Origin of the sequence: Acinetobacter sp. XS-4 (assembly GCF_023920705.1) — a bacterium.
Classification (GTDB): domain Bacteria; phylum Pseudomonadota; class Gammaproteobacteria; order Pseudomonadales; family Moraxellaceae; genus Acinetobacter.
The window spans coordinates 2,159,566-2,178,486 of sequence record NZ_CP094657.1 but is presented as its reverse complement, the minus strand read 5'-3'; the positions used below and the strand labels follow the sequence as shown (position 1 = coordinate 2,178,486).

Sequence of the window (18,921 nt, the reverse complement as noted above, 5' to 3'; positions counted from 1 at the left end):
TTTGTCACTGTATTCTTGCGTGGCTAAAAATATGGAATACCTCCGATTTTTAACACACTTATATTATGCACGGTATGGGCAGGTAATTATTCAATGGACAGACACACGCTAAATCTTCACTTCATCACATGCTCTAAAACAGCATTAGCTTCATCTATTGCACTAATGACATCTTTAGTCTACGCAAATGAAGCGGAGGTTTCGCAGCTCCCAACGATTACTGTTAACGCTACACAAAATAGTGATGCCCTATATACATCTAAAAAAGTTAATTTATCTGGTTTTCAAACAGGCAATGTAAAGAAAGTTCCTGCATCTATTACAACCATTACCTCTGAGCGCATCGCAGATCAACATGCAAAAACGCTAACTGATGTTATTAAAAATGATTCATCATTAGGAGATGGCTACGCGGCTATTGGCTACTATCCAAACTTTGTAGCACGGGGTTTTGCACTCGATTTAGGCTCTAGTTATCTCATTAACGGTCACACCATACGTGGCGAGCAAAATGTAGCTTTAGAAAATAAAGAGCAAGTTGAAATCCTAAAAGGTATTTCTGCGATTCAAAGTGGCATGTCGACGCCAGGCGGTGTTGTAAATTATGTAACTAAAAGACCTGCAGATGTTAGAACTGTTACGGTTGATGCAAATTCAGAAGGTGGTTATACACTGGCAACAGATGTAGGTGGCTTTGTTAATGATAATTTTGGCTATCGAGTCAATTTAGCGCATGAAAGTATTCACCCAAATGTCGATCATGCAAATGGTAAACGTGAGTTTGGTTCAGTTGCTTTAGACTGGAAAATTAATGATCGCTCTAAATTACTGTTTGATATTGAAGCTCAGCATCAAAGTCAACGTTCAGTTCCGGGTTATCAACTGCTTGATGGGCAAGAAGTACCAACAAATGTAGATCAAGACCGTTTATTGGGGTATCAGTCTTGGAGTAAACCGGTTGTAAATAACAGTGTAAATGCGAGTTTAAAATATCAATATGCATTTAACGATCATTGGAATGGTAGCTTAAGTGCATCACAAAGCCGTGTTGTGATTGATGATAATAGTGCTTTCCCATGGGGATGTTATAACGATAATTGTGAAGTTACTGGTTTAGGCAATACTTTTGATAAACACGGTAATTATGATATTTACGATTTCCGTAGCCCAGATGATACACGTATTACTAACCAGTTTTCTGCTGGTTTAAATGGTCAATTCAACACTGGCAACATTCAGCATCAAGTAGCTTTCGAATTACAACGTACATATAAAACCTTAAAGCATCATACACCTCTGAATGTAGCGGTAGGAACAGGCAATATTTATGAAGATACGGTCGACTACAATCCTTCATTGGGAAGTCCAGGCGATCGTTACAAAGCTCTAAAGAGTGATCAAACGGCATTTACTGTATCTGACCGAGTTCAATTTAATGATCAATGGTCAACTTTACTGGGTGGAAAACTTATTCATCTTGATGAGCAAGCCTATAAGCCAGATGGCCAGCAAAGCCGAGATACAGATTTAAATAAGTTTTTACCGCAAATAGCTCTCATGTATAGCCCAACTGATACGACTAATCTTTATGCTTCATATGCCAAAGGATTATCGGATGGTGGAGAAGCTCCATGGTTTGCTAATAATCCTCTAGAAGTTTTATCACCTAGAAATTCTGAACAATTTGAACTTGGTGTGAAGCAACAAGTACAAAACTTCTTGGTAACAGCAGCTATTTTTGATTTAAAACAAGACAATCAATATAGCAAAGTAAATGCAGATGGAACTTTCGATTTTGTTGAACAAGGTGAACAGCACAATCAAGGTGTTGAGTTAGGTTTAACAGGTGCTTTAACTGATACAGTTGATGTAAGCTCTGGCATTACCTACACGAAATCTCGTCTTGTTGATATTGATAGTGACAGCTACAAAGGTCATCAAACTCAAAATGTACCGAAAGTACGCGCAACTGCGCAGTTATCTTATAAAGTACCTTCAGTTGAAGGGTTAAGATTACTCAGTGGTATGCAATACAGTAGTAGTAAATATGCAAATAAAGAGGGAACTGCAAAAGTAGGCGGGTACAGTGTCTTTAATATTGGTGCTGCCTATAAAACAAATTTTGCTGGGCATGACACTACTTTTAGATTCAATATTGATAACTTATTTAATAAGAAATATTGGCGTGATGTAGGAGCATTTATGGGGGATGACTATTTATTCTTAGGTAATCCGCGTACAGCTCAGTTCTCTACAACTTTCAGTTTTTAAAGTATAGAACAAATAAAAAGGAGCTTATAAAAGCTCCTTTTTTATTTTTAGGAATTAAGCCGACATTTTTGGTTTAACCATATTATTAATCGACAAGATATCATCAAGCACTTGTGCTGATAATAAGCCTTCGTTCTGAACGAGTGCCAATACACTTTGTCCAGTTTCGTTTGCAGTTTTAGCAATACGAGTTGTAGTTTCATAACCTAAATATGGGTTAAGTGCAGTCACAATACCAATTGAGTTTTCAACTAACGCTTTACAGTGCTCAGGGTTCGCAGTAATCGTATCAATACATTTACTTTGGAACATTGCCATCGCGTTACCAAGCAAATCCATAGATTCAAATAGTTTGAATGCAATAAGTGGTTCCATTGCATTCAACTGTAATTGACCAGCTTCAGCAGCTAAAGTTACAGCCAAATCATTTGCAATAATCTGGAAGCAAGCAAGGTTCATCGCTTCAGGAATAACTGGGTTTACTTTACCTGGCATGATCGAACTACCCGGTTGACGTGCTTCTAAGTTAATTTCATTGATACCAGTACGTGGACCACTTGAAAGTAAACGCAAGTCGTTAGCAATTTTTGAAAGTTTAGTTGCTGTACGCTTTAATAAACCAGATAAAAGAACAAAGTCACCCATATCTGAAGTTGCTTCGATTAGATCAGGAGCAGACTTAATTTTCTTACCAGAAATTTTTGCAAGTGCTTGAATCGCAAGTTCACGGTAACTATATTCAGTGGTAATTCCCGTACCAATCGCCGTACCACCAAGGTTCATATAAGCTAAAACATTTGGAATAAGCGTATTAATTTGTTCAAGATCTTTTTGTAAAGTTACCGCAAAAGCGCCAAACTCTTGACCTAACGTCATAGGTACAGCATCTTGTAACTGAGTACGACCCATTTTTAAGATGTGAGCAAACTCTTGAGATTTATTACGGAAACTTAAAATTAAGTTATTAAAAGGAAGATTTAGCTCATCTAAGTTTAATAACAAACCTAAGCGAATCGCAGTAGGGTACACGTCATTTGTTGACTGCGACATGTTGATGTCGTTATTTGGATGTAGATATTGATATTGACCTTTAGAATGTCCCATATATTCTAAAGCAACATTCGCCAATACTTCATTTGCATTCATATTGGTTGAAGTACCAGCACCACCTTGCATCATATCAATCGGGAACTGGTCGTGAAAATTACCACGAATAAGTTGATTACAACTGTATTCAATCGCTTCAAATTTAGTTTGATCTAAGCTTTTTAGATTATAGTTAGCTTCGGCACAAGCAAGCTTTACCATTGCTAATGCTTTAATTAAATGAGGGAAATTTCCAACTTTGCTTTGGGTTAAGTTAAAGTTTTCTAAAGCACGTAATGTTTGAACTCCGTAATAATCATTATTATTGATTTCTCTATAACCAATAAGATCCTTCTCAATACGGGTGGTAATTTCAGCGTTCATCATTAAACTTCGAATTAGTAGAGTAGATAATTCATATTAGATTTCGAAATGCTTCACTTCTAATGCATTTATTAAGTTAATTATGCATTTTTTGCATATCAATTTTCTTATTTTTTAAACCTAAAAATAAAATAGAATTTTTCTTCATGAATTAAATCTAAATTTTATTTTGTAAATTAATAGCTTACTGTTTAGATAAATTTAATATAAAAATTTTTACGATGAAGTAAATGATGATCCAATTTAAAAAAGAACTGCATGAGAAAATCTAGATTCGTTAATTTAAATGAAATATCAACTAAATTAACGAGAACAATGAAACTTGAAGTGTAGCTTATCTAACAAATTTATATAAAAATGTGATGCATTTCACATAAAAGGCACTATAATACGAAAAAATCTTAGTTTTTAAGTTTATGTTAAAAGTCACAGCCGCATTAATCATTTTGGGTAGTTTTACATACTATGTACTTTTTCATGGTGAAGAAAAAAGTGAGTCTAAAACTTCTCGTTTACTTAAAGACGCCGAGCAATCTATCGCTTCTGCTGAAACCTCTGTAAACAAGGCAAATAGTATTGTACCAATATCTTATAAGTAGCCTTAGTTTTTAGATTAACCATTTTATATTATCCATCAAAATATTGTTTTATCTAAATTTTATTTAAATTTAGATAAAAGACTGTATGTATAGAGACAAAATTCATGAGAATGAAGTTTATCGCCTATGATCCCAATTCTGGGGAAAAAGTAAGCTTAAAAGAGCATATCCATCACATGGATAAATACACCACTTATATCTTTTTTAGTGATGAAAAAGATAATATGGTATTTAATCCACAGAAAAAGCAAGTTTTTGAAATTACTCAATATACAGCGAATATGATGGTTGAAATTTCAAGAAAGCTATATTATCTGATTGGTGAATATTAGAAATTTAGTTCAGTTCGATCTCGAATAGATACTTTAGTAGAATAGTCAGGTTTATTTAGTTGAACTATACTGCAAATATATCTTCTGATTTGAACAAGTTCATTAGGTCAGAAAGCTTAAATCCTGAAATGATCAAATTAGCAACATTTTAGTTTTACAGTCCGTATTCTTCCCCAAGGTGCGGACTTTTTTTATCAAAAAAAAAGCACAATGAAAGCCTAGGAATATTTTTATTTTTTATTAAAGATAAAATGTACATTTACCTAGGTTATATTAGATTTAATTATTGATTTAAAATAGTTTTTACTACAAGAATTTTATATTTGTATGAGTTGTTGAGTTAAATCAAAGTCTTTTATTCTCTTACACTCTTTTCTATGTCAGAATTATTAAATACATACTTTTATTGTTTGGCTTTGCCATTCTTCCATCGCATTTTTGCAGGTACTCCCATGTTTTATATTTTCCATTCATCTATTCAGTTATTTATTCAGCTTCCCAACCAGACAAATTAAGGACATAACTATAAAAAGGGAATGCATAAAATGAATTTAGAAGTACGTTGGGTCGAGGACCTTTTGACATTAGAGCGAGAACGTTCTATTTCAAAAGCAGCAGAAAAACGATTTATTAGCCAATCTGCTTTTACGCGTAGAATTCAGCAAATAGAAGAGATGATTGGAGCTGAAGTTATTATTAGAAATAATAAAAATAATATTGAATTTACAGACATCGGGCGAATTATGCTGGTGATGTCTAAAAATATTGAGAAGCAGGTGGAAGAGACCGCCAAGCTGATTAAAAATATTAAAAATGAAACCGAATCTACGATTCGTTTCTGTGTAGTTCACTCATTAGCTTCTGGTTTTTTAACGACTTTTTTAAAAAAATTTCCAACGTTTATGCGTGATTTAAAAATCGAAATTGTCGCGACCAATAGTGGTGAAGGCTTATCCCTTTTAAAAGAAGGTGCCTGCGATTTTATGATTTGTTATGCAGATCGCTCAAATATTAATCGTGTTGGTGATGATATTTTAAGCGGGATTAAGATTGCTGAAACTGAGATTGTTCCTGTGTCAGCTACGGAAGCCGACCATACGCCTAAGCATACAATTCAGACTAATTTTTCTTTGCTTGCTTATAGTAAACATGCTTATTTGCGAAAATTGGTAGATCAGCTGATTGAAGGTAAATTGATTTATAAAACCTTATATGAGACTGACAATGCTACCAATTTGAAAGAGCTGGTATTACAAGGTTTAGGGGTTGCATGGATTCCAAAAATCAATGTAGAAGAAGATCTCGCTAACGGAAAATTGGTCATGTTAGATCATCATGAGTATTGTCTTCCTCAAGATATTTATATTTTTAAAAATAATTTGAGTGATAACAAAGCAGTTCAGCAAATCTGGAAAGGTTTTCAAATTCAGCATGATTAAAATTTATAACCATATGAGCTGTATTCACTAGATTTATATACAAAGTGACCCAATAAAGAGGCTATGCTTTTGTCTTTATGATGAAAGGCTTTATAAAGCATTGCCGATGGTCTAAATTCTTTGTTAATTTAGACGATACATCAATAATTTAAAAACAGGTTTAGCATTTTTATCTAAGCTAAATCTGTTTTTAGTCCTTTTTGAATGGATTATTTGATCCAGACGGAGACAATTTTGTTCGATCTAGATAGTAGATTACTAAATATTTTTTATCATATTTATCGGTTTAAAAGCGTTTCAATGGCTGCCGATGCTATTGGCCTTACACAACCGAGTGTTAGTAATGGACTGAACAAAATCCGTCAGCATTTTAATGATCCACTTTTTATTCGTGTTGGAAATGAAATGATTCCAACCGAATTGGCTAAAGAAATCTTTCCGCTCATTAGTGAAGTGATTGATAAAGTTGAAAGCATTAATAACTTTAGTGTGAACTTTGACCCACTTACCTCGGATCAACTTTTTACAATTGCGATGACAGATGTGTCCCATCTGGTTCTATTGCCGCAATTAACCAACTATTTAAAAGAGAAAGCGCCTTTAATTCGGTTGAATATTCGGCCCATTACACCAGAAACTAGCTATCAAATGGCAAATGGTGAAATTGACCTTGCAATTGGCTTTTTACCCCAATTAGAAGAAGGCTTTTACCAGCAGAAGTTTTTCAAACAACATTATGTTGTGATTAGCTCTAAGAGCCACCCTCGTTTAGACCCAAATAATTTTACTTTAGATGATTATATGCGTGAATATCATATTGATATTGATGCAGGTATTGGCCATTACCATATTAAAAATGAATTACAGAACAAAGGATTAGATAGAAATATTCTAATTCGGTTACCAAGTTATCTAGGGGTAGGATTAGTTGTTCAAGAAACAGATGCGATTGCAACGGTGCCGTATTATTTAAGCCAAGTCTTATTAGTTCGAGAAAATTTACAGATTTTACCAGCACCTCTAGACTTCCCAACGTATGATGTTAAACAACATTGGCATATGTCTTGCCATCATAAAAGTAGTCATAAATGGTTCCGTCAAACCTGTTATGAACTTTTTAAAGTCTAAAAAAGAAGATGTAAGGAAAAAGCTTACATCTTCTATGCGATTTGATTTTTAGATTTCAATTGCGACAGCTGTAGCTTCACCGCCACCAATACATAACGCAGCAACACCTTTCTTTTTACCGAGGCGTTTTAAAGCATAGATAAGAGAAAGAATAATTCTTGAGCCAGTTGCTCCAATTGGGTGTCCTAAAGCACAAGCACCACCATGTACGTTGACTTTTGCTTCATCGATACCTAAATCATGAATTGGTGCCATTGCCACCATTGCAAAAGCTTCATTAATTTCCCAAGCATCTACCTCGTCAACAGACCAGCCGGCGCGCTCAAGCACTTTTTGAATCGCAGTAATCGGAGCAATGGTAAATTCACTTGGATGCTGTGAGTGAGTAGAAGTTGCAACAATTTTTGCCAAAGTATTTAAGCCATGGCTTTGAGCATATTCTTCAGTGGTGAGTACTAACGCAGCAGCACCGTCAGAAATTGAGCTTGAGTTTGCAGCTGTAATTGTTCCATCTTTACTAAAAGCTGGGCGCAATGTTGGAATCTTCTCAAGATTAGCTTTTAATGGTTGCTCATCTTGATCAATAACTTCGACACCTTTACGTGTTTTTACTTCAACAGGAACAATCTCTTCTTTGAAGTAACCTTGGGTAATGGCAGTTTGCGCTTTTTTCAAAGAAGAAATTGCAAAATTATCCATTTGCTCACGTGTAAAACCTTTGGTATTTGCCATGTCTTGAGCAAAAGAACCCATTAAACGGCCTGTTTCTGCATCTTCAAGGCCATCTAAAAACATATGGTCTTTAATTTCACCGTGTCCCATACGGTAACCACCGCGAGCTTTCGGCAAAATATAAGGCGCATTGGTCATAGACTCCATACCACCTGCAACAATAATGTTAGCACTACCAGCTTTTAAGGTGTCTGATGCCATTAATACAGCTTTCATTGCAGAACCACACAATTTATTAATGGTGACTGCACCCACATGATCTGGTACACCAGCTTTACGCATCGCCTGACGAGCGGGGCCTTGGCCAATACCTGCACTCAATACGCAACCAAAAATAACTTCATCTACTTGGTCTGGTGCAACACCTGCACGTTGAATAGATTCGCGAATTACAGCAGCGCCAAGTTCTGGTGCGGTTAAAGCGGATAGACTGCCTTGAAAACCGCCCATTGCAGTACGGCTACCTGAAACTATAACAATTGAACTCATCTTAATATCTCTTATTGGTGTATTTGCTAAATTTGCCCTTAGCCGAAACTAGAGGCTCCAGTAAATTAAAAAGTGGGTGGGGTGTAGCTAAGCGTTCTTCCAAAGAACCACAATAAAAATAAAACTAACGGAAAATGAACAACGAGCTGAGTGACTGTAAAACCAATCACATCTTTTGCTTTTAGTTTTAAAATACCTAACATTGGAAGCATGAAGAATGGATTGATTAAGTTCGGTAAAGCTTCGGCTGCATTATAAATTTGTACAGACCACCCTAAATGAACTTTTAAATCATTTGCTGCTTGCATGACATATGGCGCTTCTATAATCCATTTTCCACCACCTGAAGGTACAAAGAACCCCAGGATGGCAGAGTAAACTCCCATCACAATTGCAAAGGTTTCTTTTGAGGCGATAGAAACAAAAAACTCGGCAACATAGTGCGACAGCGATAAATCTTGGCTGTTTAAAGCTTGCGTCATAATAAAGGCGATGCTTCCGTAAAGTGGAAACTGAATCAAGATTCCTGATACGGCTGGAACTGCCTTTGCAACTGCATTTAAGAAGTTTCGTGGTGTTCCATGTAATGCTAGACCAAGCATTAAAAACACAAAGTTGTATGTGTTTAAGCTTGAAATGGCAATAATTGGATTACTTTTAGAAAATTCAAAAAACATCCAGATTACACCTAAAGCCACCACAATAATCGTTAAAATAGGCGAGTTTTCTAACCAATCACCTGGACGGGTAGACTTTTCCTCATGTGACTTTTCTTCTTCAAACTGAATGTCAAAACTTTCAATCGTTTTAACATTATTACCTTTTGGAGCCGACCAATACGCGATTGCGATTGAAACAATCACCAAAATAATCGTCATCGCAATTGATTGCCAAAGAAAGATCGTTTCGGTAAATGGAATAACACCAGTCAGATTATAAATTGACTCTGGCAGACTGCTTTTATTTGCTTGAAGCTGTGCTGCTGAAGAACTGATTCCAAGTGCCCAAGTCGCACCCATACCAATAATTGCAGCTGCCGCAGCAGCGCGATAATCCATGTTCAATTCTTTACGTTTAGCTAATGCGATCACTAAAAGAGCTGTAAGAATCGTGCTTACTGCCCAATTGACTAGTGAAATTAACAAACTGACAGTTGCAACCAAAACAATAGCACCACGTCCAGAATTTGGAATACGCGCCATTTTTTGAATCAGAAACTTTACGGGCTTAGAAACAGAAACGACATAACCTACAATAATGAGCATAGTCATTTGCAGGGTAAAGGGAATAAGACTCCAGAAACCATTACCGAAAGAAGTCGCTACATCGTGAATTGGCGCACCAATACCTAAAGCGGCAATCGATACGATAATGACGCCGAGTAGTGCAAAAATATATGAATCAGGAAACCATTTTTCAGACCAGTCACTAATCCGAAGAGCAAATCTTTCAAAAATTCCTTGCTGTTTTTCCATAGCTGAAAAATCCTTCTCATTCTTATTTGTTGACAGCACATCCGGTGCTTAAAAGGGCTAAGACTTAAGCTCACTTTGTAACTTAAGTCTTATATTTCTTACTAAAAATTTAATTTTATGCGACTAAGGTTTTGTAAAATTCGACGCCTGTAACAGCTTGAATCTGTTCAAGCGAGACATCTTTAGCAAGTTCAATTAGCTCTACACCTTGAGGGGTAATATCCATTACACCTAGGTCAGTAATTACGCGATGAACCACGCCTTTACCTGTTAAAGGTAAACTACAGTTTTTCACAATTTTTGGCGTACCATCTTTAGCGCAGTGTTCCATAAGCACTACAACTTTTTGGACACCAACAACCAAGTCCATTGCGCCGCCCATACCTTTAACTTTCTTACCTGGGATCATCCAGTTCGCTAAGTCACCATTTTCAGAAACTTCCATTGCTCCTAAAATTGCAATGTTGACGTGACCACCACGAATCATGGCGAAAGATTCTGAGCTTGAGAAAAAAGCAGCGCCAGAGCGAGCAGTAACTGTTTGTTTACCAGCATTAATTAAATCAGCATCAACCGTTTCTTCTGTTGGAAACTCGCCAATACCTAATAGGCCATTTTCAGATTGAAGCCAAACATTAATATTTTCAGGAATATAGTTAGCAACTAGGGTAGGTAAGCCAATACCTAAATTCACATAAAAACCATCTTCAAGTTCTTTTGCAGCACGTTGTGCCATTTCATTACGTGACCAAGCCATTTTATACTGCCTCCGTGCTTAAAGTTTTATGCTCAATACGTTTTTCAGGTGATGCATTAAGTACAATACGGTTTACATAAATACCCGCTAAATGGATTTCATCCGGATCCAATTCGCCAATTTCAACAACCTGTTCAACTTCTGCGATTGTAATCTTTCCAGCCATCGCACATTCAGGGTTAAAATTCTGAGCAGTTTTACGGAATACTAAATTACCCGCCTTGTCTGCCTTATACGCTTTAACAAGAGCAACATCTGCTGTTAAAGATTCTTCTAAAATGTAGTTTTTGCCCTTAAAAGTGCGTTCTTCTTTACCTTCAGCAATGAGTGTACCTACGCCAGTTTGAGTATAAAACGCGGGAATTCCAGCACCACCAGCACGTAACTTTTCAGCCAAAGTACCTTGTGGTGTAAGTTCTACATCAAGTTCACCATTTAAATATTGGCGCTCAAACTCTTTATTTTCACCGACATATGAAGAAATCATTTTTTTGATCTGTTTGGTTTGAAGCAAAATACCTAAACCAAAATCATCTACACCAGCGTTATTTGAAATACAAGTAAGACCAGTCACGCCACTTTGCTTAACTGCAACAATCAGTTTTTCAGGAATCCCGCATAAGCCAAAACCGCCAACGGCAAGTGTTTGATTATCTGCAATAACGTCTTTCAGTGCTGCCTCTGCATTGGCATAAACTTTATTCATTCTATTGTTATCCTATATCCCTTAGTAATCTTAGTTTTAGCATCTCAATTCGTGTTATAGAAGTTAATTTTTTTAAAGGATTAATGAGTATATTCAATGAATTCTATTAAATTAACAACAAAAAATTAGACGTATGTAATGTTTAAACCTTTAAAAAATTAAACTAAGATATTGAAAATTATAATAATTAATAAATTTAGATTAAGCGTCTGCTTAGCTGCATCCTAAAATGCGGTCTTTAATTTTTTAAAATTTATATTGAACTAAAGCCTCAATAAATTGAGTCGAAATATTTGAAATTTCAAAGTTCTTTTTATAAACAATTCCTACAGTCTTATGAATAGATTCATCCTTTAATTCAATCAACACATTATGTTCTTTATCAATATGTTTAGCGAAGTGCCTTGGAATCGCACTTACTCCAATTCCGTAAGCAACGAAACTTGAAAGTGATGAAATTTGATGACATTCAACTTTTAAATCGAGCGTTATATTATTTCGCAAACAATTTTGCTCGACTAAGTATCGAACAATTGAAGGTTTTTGTAAGGTCACGAATGGGTTTGAACAAAGCTCATGCCATGTAATAGAAGGTGATTGAGCGAGTGGGTGAGTCTTAGGTAATAAAGCTAAGAAATCTTCTTCGAATAGTGGCTTAAACTCTAAGCCTTCGGTGAGATCTGGTTCAAAGCAAATACCAAGTTCAAAAATACCGTCTTGTACCTTTTCTATAATGGTCTCATTTGGAATATCTTGAATTGAAAAGTTTAGGTTGGGATGAAGTTCTAAAAATTGATGAATTACCTCAGGTAAAATTGCATGAGTCACAAAGGGCATTGAGGCGATACTTAAGGTTCCACGATTAAGCTTAAAACGTTGTTTGACATCATTTTCCATTTCATCCCAATTGGCGAGTAATTTTTTAGCATAGGGAATGAGAGATTTACCTTCTTGGGTAAGCTCAACACGACGTGTATTACGGTTAAACAATTTACCGCCTAACTCTTCTTCTAAACTCTTGATGGTGAGGCTTAAAGCAGACTGGCTTAGATGTAGCTCTAAAGATGCATTGGCATAGTTAAGTGTACGCGCAAGTGCTAAAAAAGCTTTTAATTGTTTAAGCGTCATTTCATTCCTTTAGATTGCTCAGCTCGCCTAGAAGGGTAATTTATACGAAAATTTGTCTAATATGATGTTTTTTGACAAAAATTATGAAAAAGAAAGTAGAGAACAATGTGCTGAATTATTTTAGTAAATTTTCCCAGCAGAATTCATCAGTGTTGTTTGCAAAATATAGAGCCATTCCAACCACATGGAAAAATAAATAACCTAGCCAAATTGCTTGAGGGGCAACTTTAAAGCCTTCTAATAAAATAGTTGTTGAATAAATTGCTACTAAAAAAGTGAATAAGATGATGTATGTAATACTCGCTACAAACTTATATTTTGGTGCTAATTGAGGAATTTTATAACCAATCAAAATTTGCATACCGCAATTTATGATCAGTGCAATTATAGCTACAAGTATTTGTGGCGCATTTAAAAATTCTAAAGAAAGTTGTTCGATGATGAAAATGATTTGCCACAGCACAAACATGCCCAGAGGGTACAATATAAATTTAATCCACATCATATTTTGTTTTCTTATCAAGATTTTACATTGGCATTCTATTGAATAACCATGATTAAATAAATGATGTCTATCAAAAAAACTATATCTCAATATAAAGATAGTATTAATTCAATTAAAATATTTGTGAATTTTAAATTCTTAAAAACTTAATTTAAAAGATAAATGAAATTGTGTAAGGGTAAAATTAATGAATAAAACTATGCTTGGCTTAGTGGTAATACCACTTATATTAAGTGGCTGTGTGAAAAAAGCTGAGGAAAAACCTGTAGAAAAAGCAGAAAAAACTTCCAATATAAAAGCGAATGAAAACTCTCAAAAAGAAGAAAATCAAATTCCTGCAATGATCGCGAGTAGTTTTCTTGTGAAGTTTGAACAACCCAAAATTTGCGGACCTAATCCAGATGTTGAGGGTGTCGTGTGTACTTCTAAAGAAGCTATTGCAATTAAAAGTAATATTGGTTGGATTGATCAAGTCATTGATAAAGAAATCCGTAAAGATTATGCAGATGCACTTAGTCCTGCATCAGAAAAGCAAAAGCAATTAAATCAAACTCAAGCTGAGGGGCTTAACAATTGGTCAGATAGTGTGGTTTATCGCTTTAATGGACAGTTTGGTCAGTATGTTCAAATTTCGAAAGTTAGCTCAGAATATTCTGGAGGAGCACATGGTATATCAACTTTTGAAGATTATATTTTTGACTTAAAAAGCAAAAAGCGCATTGGGCTAAAAGATATTGTAGTCAATGGAAAAATGAATGCACTTAAGGATGCTTTATGGAAACAGTACGAATATTGGTGCCAAGAAAATGATATGGAACCCTCTATTAGCAAAGAAGACTTTAAAGTAAGTGATAATTTCTATATCAATCAATCGGGAGGAGTTACTTTCGATTATCAGCTTTACGAATTGGCTCCATATGCCGCAGGTCCTGTGAGTTTGGAACTATACGATACAGATCAACTGATAAAATCAGTTTTTTTACCGCCAATGCCTACTTTAAAAACTGAAATGTAAGATTAATAAATAACTTAAACCACCTTTGGGTGGTTTTTTATTTTCTGAACTGTTAAATTTTACTCATAATTAAAATGGATAATTATCATGCAAAAGATAATTGCATTAAGCTTAATTTTTTTATTAAGTGGGTGTGTAAGCCCAATTAATCAAATGACTAATAATAATTTTAGCGAAGTGCAGCCCTCAACACCTTCAGTATCAGGTATATGGACGATTTCAATCGGTCCAAGCATATCAACCATAAAACTTGACTCAGATGGCAATGGAGTATTTTGTGATGATACGAGTGGGCATGTTGTATTCAATAAAGTTAAGTATGCAAATAATATGATCTATATTCAAAATGGTATGACTCTAGAAGTGAAGCATCTAAACAAAGATATACTCGAAGCTAGAACAACTTTAAGTGCTTCTAGTTCAAATATGATCTACAAAGCTGATAATGACTTAGAGGCAGCTTCGTTAAAGTGTGCTAAAGAAATATAGACAATGAACTTCATAAACCTGAAAGAGTTTTTTATTGCCTTGAGGAAAATAAAGTTGGCATAAGGATCCTGTCTGGCCATTGTTGTTGTATTTCCATTAAGAGATCTAGAAAAGGTAATTTAAATATTACAAACGGCTTTTGTAATAAATTGTGGTAGATTCTTAACAATTAAGGTTTTTATACTATTTTCATGTACCATAGCAGGATTAAAAAAATAAAATATCAAAGGTAAAATGAAATGAATAAGATAACTCTAATTTTGTTAGGCGCTCTTCTTTTTTGTATTTTAGCTAACTATGAAAGTTTCAACTTATTAAAACTTCATGAAACTGCTAGCAGTGAAATTAACAAAACTCTTCCTAAAAATTAATCCACCTAAGGATTAATTTTTTATATCTTAAGCTCTTAAATTTTAATTATTAATAATAAAGGGTAATTTCATGAGGAAAACTTTAATTGGAGCTTTATTCTTAACATTTGGAGCTTCGGTAAATGCAGCATCAAAAATTGAAAAAGAGGAAACAAAAAAATTTTCAACAATGAAACAATGTATTGAATGGTTAGATTCTAAATATCCAAATAGCAAATGGCATAAAGACAAAGGTACCTCTTGGAGTTTAGAAAATGATAATTCAAATTTTTTATCTGGGATTACTCATATTCCCAGTGAGAAAATAGAAAATTGACACATCCGATTGCGATTTATTGCAAATTAAAAGAAACAGGTAGCGAAGGCGTATTCTATGAAGGAAAATATATCGTCATAGAAGCTATTTAATCTCAAAATTTAATTGAAAAATCCACTCAATGGGTGGATTTTTATTGCCTTAAGGAAAATAAAGTTGGTATAAGGATCCTGTCTGTTTATTGTTATTGGTTGAAGAATACAATTTCAAACTTTTACCAGACGAAATGTCGGAATTTACGGATCAGGCTGACTCTGTATCACAAACTACAAAAGACTTAAGCAAATAGTTTTTAATTACTAACAATATGATTCAGAACTGTAAATAATTATAATTCTGTAGTAGATAAAACTGCTGAGATAACAAAGTAGGGAGCTCAAGAAAACTAAAAAACCATTACCAAGAACAATTTTTATATGGTTGGTAAGTGGGTGTATCTTTGTATTTATGCTCGTTTGGTTAGAGTGGAAAGTGCTTCGAAGGTGACTATGGTAGAGTCCCTTACTCTATTCACTAACTAAAACCCTTTAAATATTAATATTCTAAACATGGTTTTAGTATGAGCAAAATCATGAGTTTTAATTAAAAAATTAGAAGATATTTCTATTTTCACAATATTTATAGTAAAAATTTGAAAGTTATTTCCAGCAGTTTAAGCATATCCTTGTATTCGCTTTCATATATTGGAACTTATAGAGGTATTCATGCAATCCATCACCTTAAATACTTTAAAAGCAATGAAAGAACAGAAGCAGAAAATTGCAGTGTTAACTTGTTATGATGCTACATTTGCCAATGCTTCAAATAAAGCTGGCGTTGATGTATTGCTAGTTGGCGATACTTTAGGAATGGTATTGCAAGGCCATGAGACCACCTTACCTGTCACAGTAGAGCAAATGGTTTATCACACTGAATGTGTTAAAAAAGGAAATACAAGAGTATTTCTTATAGCTGATTTACCATTTATGAGCTATGCCTGTGAAGGGGATGCTTTGAAAAATGCAGGTTTGTTAATGCAAGCTGGAGCGCATATGGTAAAGTTAGAAGGGGACCTATGGCTCGTTAACTCAATTAAAAGATTAAAGGAAAGTGGCATTCCAGTTTGTGCACATATCGGTCTAACACCTCAAAGCGTAAATGTTCTAGGAGGATATAAGGTACAAGGTAAATCGGATGAGCAAGCTAGAAAATTATTAGAAACAGCAAAAAAACTAGAAGAGTCTGGAGCTGCAATGCTTTTACTTGAATGTGTTCCTACAAACTTAGCATCTAAAATTTCTGAAGCAGTTGCTATACCTGTAATTGGGATTGGTGCAGGTGGTGGTACTGATGCGCAAGTTTTAGTATTACATGATATGTTGGGTTTAAATGAAAGACCTGCAAAATTCGTGAAGAATTTTATGGAAGGGCAAAATAATATATGTTCGGCTATTAAAGCATATGTGGATGCTGTAAAAGATGGTTCTTTCCCAGATGAAAGTCATGGATATAATTATTAAAATAGCACTCGAACTAACTCTACTTCATTCATCACAGTATTGGGCATTCTACTTTTGAGGATGCTCAGCTCATATGATCAATCATAAGATAACGCTTGGAATCTGTGTAAATACACAAAAAATATCATTGTTAAGGTTTTCAAAATATGAATAGAGAGTCTCTTTCGGTTGTTTTAATACCTGGCTTTATGCTTGATGAGTCTCTCTGGGACGAATTGATAAATACACTACCTAGAGAATGGAAAATATTTCGAGCGACTTTAAAAAAAGGGCAGACAATAAAGGAAATTGCTCAAAATATTGTTGACAATACACCAGAAAACTTTGTGCTGATAGGTTTCTCACTTGGAGGCTATGTTGCCAGATCTATAGTGGAACAATTTCCTGAAAAGGTTAAGGCGCTAATTTTAATAGCCTCTTCACTACGATCGGATACTGAAGAACAAAAAAGTCAAAAATTAACTGCAATTAGACTTAACTCTGAGAAAACCTTTCGAGGGCTAAGCTCGATATCTATTGAAAAAACCCTTCATCCTTCAAATGCTCAGAATCGTAATCTTATAAAAAAAATCCAAGAAATGGGTAAAGCTTTAGGGTATGCCGAGTTCGTTAAACAATCTATGTTAGATAGAAGCTCATATGATATGAGTAAAATAACATGCCCAACCCTAATTATTTCGGGTGCTAATGATCAATTGCGTTCGAATGATGAGGCAATCGAATTATTAGACCAGTTGCCACATGCAACGCTTGAGACAATTAATAATACTGGGCATATGATTCCAATTGAACAGCCTAAAGTATTGGCCCAAGTGATTTCAGTTTGGTTAAGTGAAAAGAGGTTATGGCAAATTTTATAATGCATGGTACGTGGTTACACATTTATTTATCATGACGGCCTGACTTTAGTTTTCTTTGTCAAAATCTTGATAATTTTAAAATCTTGATTATCGAGCTTTATCTTTTGATGAACAGTTGCATTGTCGAGCTGATCCCACAATTCAAATGGGAAAAACTCTGAGCTATGGTCAAATACCCATAACCATTGATAACTATTGTTAAGCGTATTTACATCAAAACGTACATCCTGAACTTTGACAATCTTAAGTTGTTTATGATGTTCGTCTTGAAGAATAATTTCATGGTTCTCCATTAGACATCCACAAATTAAAGATAATTCTTAATTTTACTGAAATTACGACTTTCTAGTGAGTTTGTTAGTTGACTTTAATTTACAAAAGATTTCTAGTTGTTAAAGTTTGTCATTTTCAAAATGATAATAATCTTTACTCTTGAAATACAAGGTTTTAAATAGGTCAGGTTGTAAGCATAGTGTGTAGCTGTCAGAATGCCCAACTGACATCTATCTTCGAGTTATCGCTATGAGTTTAATAGGCTTTATGTATGCAAGTAAAACCAATAGTGAACATAGTCAAGTAAAACAAGATTTAATTGATATCCTCACAGAAGCAGTCAAATTTAACTCTTATAATGATATTACGGGAGTACTTTACTATGGTAATGGGTATTTCTTGCAGTACTTAGAGGGTGAGAAAGAACAGGTTGAATCACTGTTTTATAATTCAATTTTGAAAGATTCGCGGCATCAGAACTGTGAAATTATCTTTTCGGAACCGTCCGAACAGCGGTTATTTAAGCATTGGAGTATGAAATTTGCGCCTATAAATACGAAAATAAAAGATTTCTTTTTTCATCATCATGTCGATGAATTTAACCCGTATTTACTTAACACTACATCAATTCCATCTTTTATTGAACTGCTTGTAGATCAACCAAATCTTAAAGCTGATCAATATCAAGTTTAATCAACGATAGGATCTGAATCAGATTAGTTTTTTTCTACTTAAATAGCCCTTTGAAGAGGGCTTTTTAAGTTATATTGATTCTTCTATTTATTAAATGGTTGTATAAAAAATGACCAGAAAAACAAATAAAAAATCTAAAAATGGAGTTAAAGAAAATTACTCAGATTGTTTAATTCTATTTTGCTCATACAATCAATATAAAATCTAAACTATTTGGAGCTTGGCCATAGATAAAAAAAGTAACTGTGCTGCAGAATGAATTGACTATAATTCCAAAACTTGATGATGAGTGGATAACTTCCTTAGGTTCTTTTCGGGTCATTCATATTCAGTAGGATCCTGCCTCTACTATTTGGAAATGCCAATTGAGGAAG

General features: G+C 34.5%; 18 protein-coding genes and 2 pseudogenes. 12 read left to right on the top strand and 8 right to left on the bottom strand.

Annotated elements, in window-relative coordinates; translation table 11 throughout:
- Window positions 1-65 precede the first annotated feature (65 nt).
- Window positions 66-2,271: pseudogene (locus MMY79_RS10120) on the top strand (TonB-dependent siderophore receptor).
- A gap of 54 nt (window positions 2,272-2,325) precedes the next feature.
- Here the strand turns inward: MMY79_RS10120 and MMY79_RS10115 are convergent.
- Window positions 2,326-3,744 (bottom strand): aspartate ammonia-lyase, encoded by a 1,419-nt coding sequence (locus MMY79_RS10115; RefSeq protein WP_252608147.1) that lies wholly within the window; start codon window positions 3,742-3,744, stop codon window positions 2,326-2,328.
- A 413-nt stretch (window positions 3,745-4,157) separates the two neighbouring features.
- On the opposite strand from MMY79_RS10115, the gene MMY79_RS10110 reads away from it, so the two are divergent.
- The 4 genes from MMY79_RS10110 to MMY79_RS10095 all read left to right on the top strand — a co-directional run bounded on the left by MMY79_RS10110 (window position 4,158) and on the right by MMY79_RS10095 (window position 7,239).
- Window positions 4,158-4,340 (top strand): hypothetical protein, encoded by a 183-nt coding sequence (locus MMY79_RS10110; protein WP_107879999.1) that lies wholly within the window; start codon window positions 4,158-4,160, stop codon window positions 4,338-4,340.
- Between the two features lie 110 nt (window positions 4,341-4,450).
- Window positions 4,451-4,672 (top strand): hypothetical protein, encoded by a 222-nt coding sequence (locus MMY79_RS10105; RefSeq protein ID WP_080645707.1) that lies wholly within the window; start codon window positions 4,451-4,453, stop codon window positions 4,670-4,672.
- Between the two features lie 545 nt (window positions 4,673-5,217).
- Window positions 5,218-6,111: a LysR substrate-binding domain-containing protein gene (locus MMY79_RS10100; protein ID WP_252608145.1), complete on the top strand. Its 894-nt coding sequence runs from the start codon at window positions 5,218-5,220 to the stop codon at window positions 6,109-6,111.
- 234 nt (window positions 6,112-6,345) lie between these two features.
- A complete protein-coding gene (locus tag MMY79_RS10095; protein ID WP_003651675.1) occupies window positions 6,346-7,239 on the top strand; it encodes a LysR family transcriptional regulator in 894 nt (297 codons plus the stop codon).
- A gap of 48 nt (window positions 7,240-7,287) precedes the next feature.
- On the opposite strand, the gene MMY79_RS10090 is transcribed toward MMY79_RS10095, so the two are convergent.
- From MMY79_RS10090 to MMY79_RS10065, 6 genes are all read right to left on the bottom strand, one after another.
- Window positions 7,288-8,460, bottom strand: coding sequence for a thiolase family protein (locus tag MMY79_RS10090; protein WP_252608143.1), 1,173 nt, complete (start codon window positions 8,458-8,460; stop codon window positions 7,288-7,290).
- A gap of 65 nt (window positions 8,461-8,525) precedes the next feature.
- Window positions 8,526-9,935: a TIGR00366 family protein gene (locus MMY79_RS10085; RefSeq protein WP_252608140.1), complete on the bottom strand. Its 1,410-nt coding sequence runs from the start codon at window positions 9,933-9,935 to the stop codon at window positions 8,526-8,528.
- A 115-nt stretch (window positions 9,936-10,050) separates the two neighbouring features.
- Complete coding sequence (locus tag MMY79_RS10080) at window positions 10,051-10,692, bottom strand: 3-oxoacid CoA-transferase subunit B (protein ID WP_252608138.1); 642 nt, start codon at window positions 10,690-10,692, stop codon at window positions 10,051-10,053.
- Window position 10,693: 1 nt separating this feature from the next.
- On the bottom strand, window positions 10,694-11,398 hold the full coding sequence (locus MMY79_RS10075) for a CoA transferase subunit A (protein ID WP_017389585.1): 705 nt from the start codon (window positions 11,396-11,398) through the stop codon (window positions 10,694-10,696).
- A gap of 246 nt (window positions 11,399-11,644) precedes the next feature.
- On the bottom strand, window positions 11,645-12,526 hold the full coding sequence (locus MMY79_RS10070) for a LysR family transcriptional regulator (protein ID WP_252608136.1): 882 nt from the start codon (window positions 12,524-12,526) through the stop codon (window positions 11,645-11,647).
- A 115-nt stretch (window positions 12,527-12,641) separates the two neighbouring features.
- Window positions 12,642-13,031, bottom strand: a complete 390-nt coding sequence (locus MMY79_RS10065) for a hypothetical protein (protein WP_252608134.1) — start codon at window positions 13,029-13,031, stop codon at window positions 12,642-12,644.
- 187 nt (window positions 13,032-13,218) lie between these two features.
- Between MMY79_RS10065 and MMY79_RS10060 the strand changes: the two genes are divergently transcribed.
- The 5 genes from MMY79_RS10060 (at window position 13,219) to MMY79_RS10040 (ending at window position 17,581) form a co-directional block, all read left to right on the top strand.
- Window positions 13,219-14,046, top strand: coding sequence for an RsiV family protein (locus MMY79_RS10060; protein ID WP_252608127.1), 828 nt, complete (start codon window positions 13,219-13,221; stop codon window positions 14,044-14,046).
- An 87-nt stretch (window positions 14,047-14,133) separates the two neighbouring features.
- Complete coding sequence (locus tag MMY79_RS10055; protein ID WP_252608126.1) at window positions 14,134-14,535, top strand: J517_1871 family lipoprotein; 402 nt, start codon at window positions 14,134-14,136, stop codon at window positions 14,533-14,535.
- Window positions 14,536-14,976: 441 nt separating this feature from the next.
- A complete protein-coding gene (locus MMY79_RS10050) occupies window positions 14,977-15,222 on the top strand; it encodes a hypothetical protein (RefSeq protein WP_252608125.1) in 246 nt (81 codons plus the stop codon).
- A 704-nt stretch (window positions 15,223-15,926) separates the two neighbouring features.
- Window positions 15,927-16,721, top strand: coding sequence for a 3-methyl-2-oxobutanoate hydroxymethyltransferase (gene panB, locus MMY79_RS10045; RefSeq protein WP_252608124.1), 795 nt, complete (start codon window positions 15,927-15,929; stop codon window positions 16,719-16,721).
- 146 nt (window positions 16,722-16,867) lie between these two features.
- Window positions 16,868-17,581 (top strand): alpha/beta hydrolase, encoded by a 714-nt coding sequence (locus MMY79_RS10040; RefSeq protein ID WP_252608123.1) that lies wholly within the window; start codon window positions 16,868-16,870, stop codon window positions 17,579-17,581.
- Window positions 17,582-17,610: 29 nt separating this feature from the next.
- On the opposite strand, the gene MMY79_RS10035 is transcribed toward MMY79_RS10040, so the two are convergent.
- Window positions 17,611-17,874 (bottom strand): hypothetical protein, encoded by a 264-nt coding sequence (locus tag MMY79_RS10035; RefSeq protein WP_252608122.1) that lies wholly within the window; start codon window positions 17,872-17,874, stop codon window positions 17,611-17,613.
- A gap of 229 nt (window positions 17,875-18,103) precedes the next feature.
- Between MMY79_RS10035 and MMY79_RS10030 the strand changes: the two genes are divergently transcribed.
- Together MMY79_RS10030 and MMY79_RS10025 are read left to right on the top strand one after the other, a co-directional pair.
- Window positions 18,104-18,547 (top strand): BLUF domain-containing protein, encoded by a 444-nt coding sequence (locus MMY79_RS10030; protein ID WP_252608121.1) that lies wholly within the window; start codon window positions 18,104-18,106, stop codon window positions 18,545-18,547.
- 145 nt (window positions 18,548-18,692) lie between these two features.
- A pseudogene (locus tag MMY79_RS10025) lies at window positions 18,693-18,882 on the top strand (glutamate 5-kinase); the annotation flags it as partial.
- Window positions 18,883-18,921 lie beyond the last annotated feature (39 nt).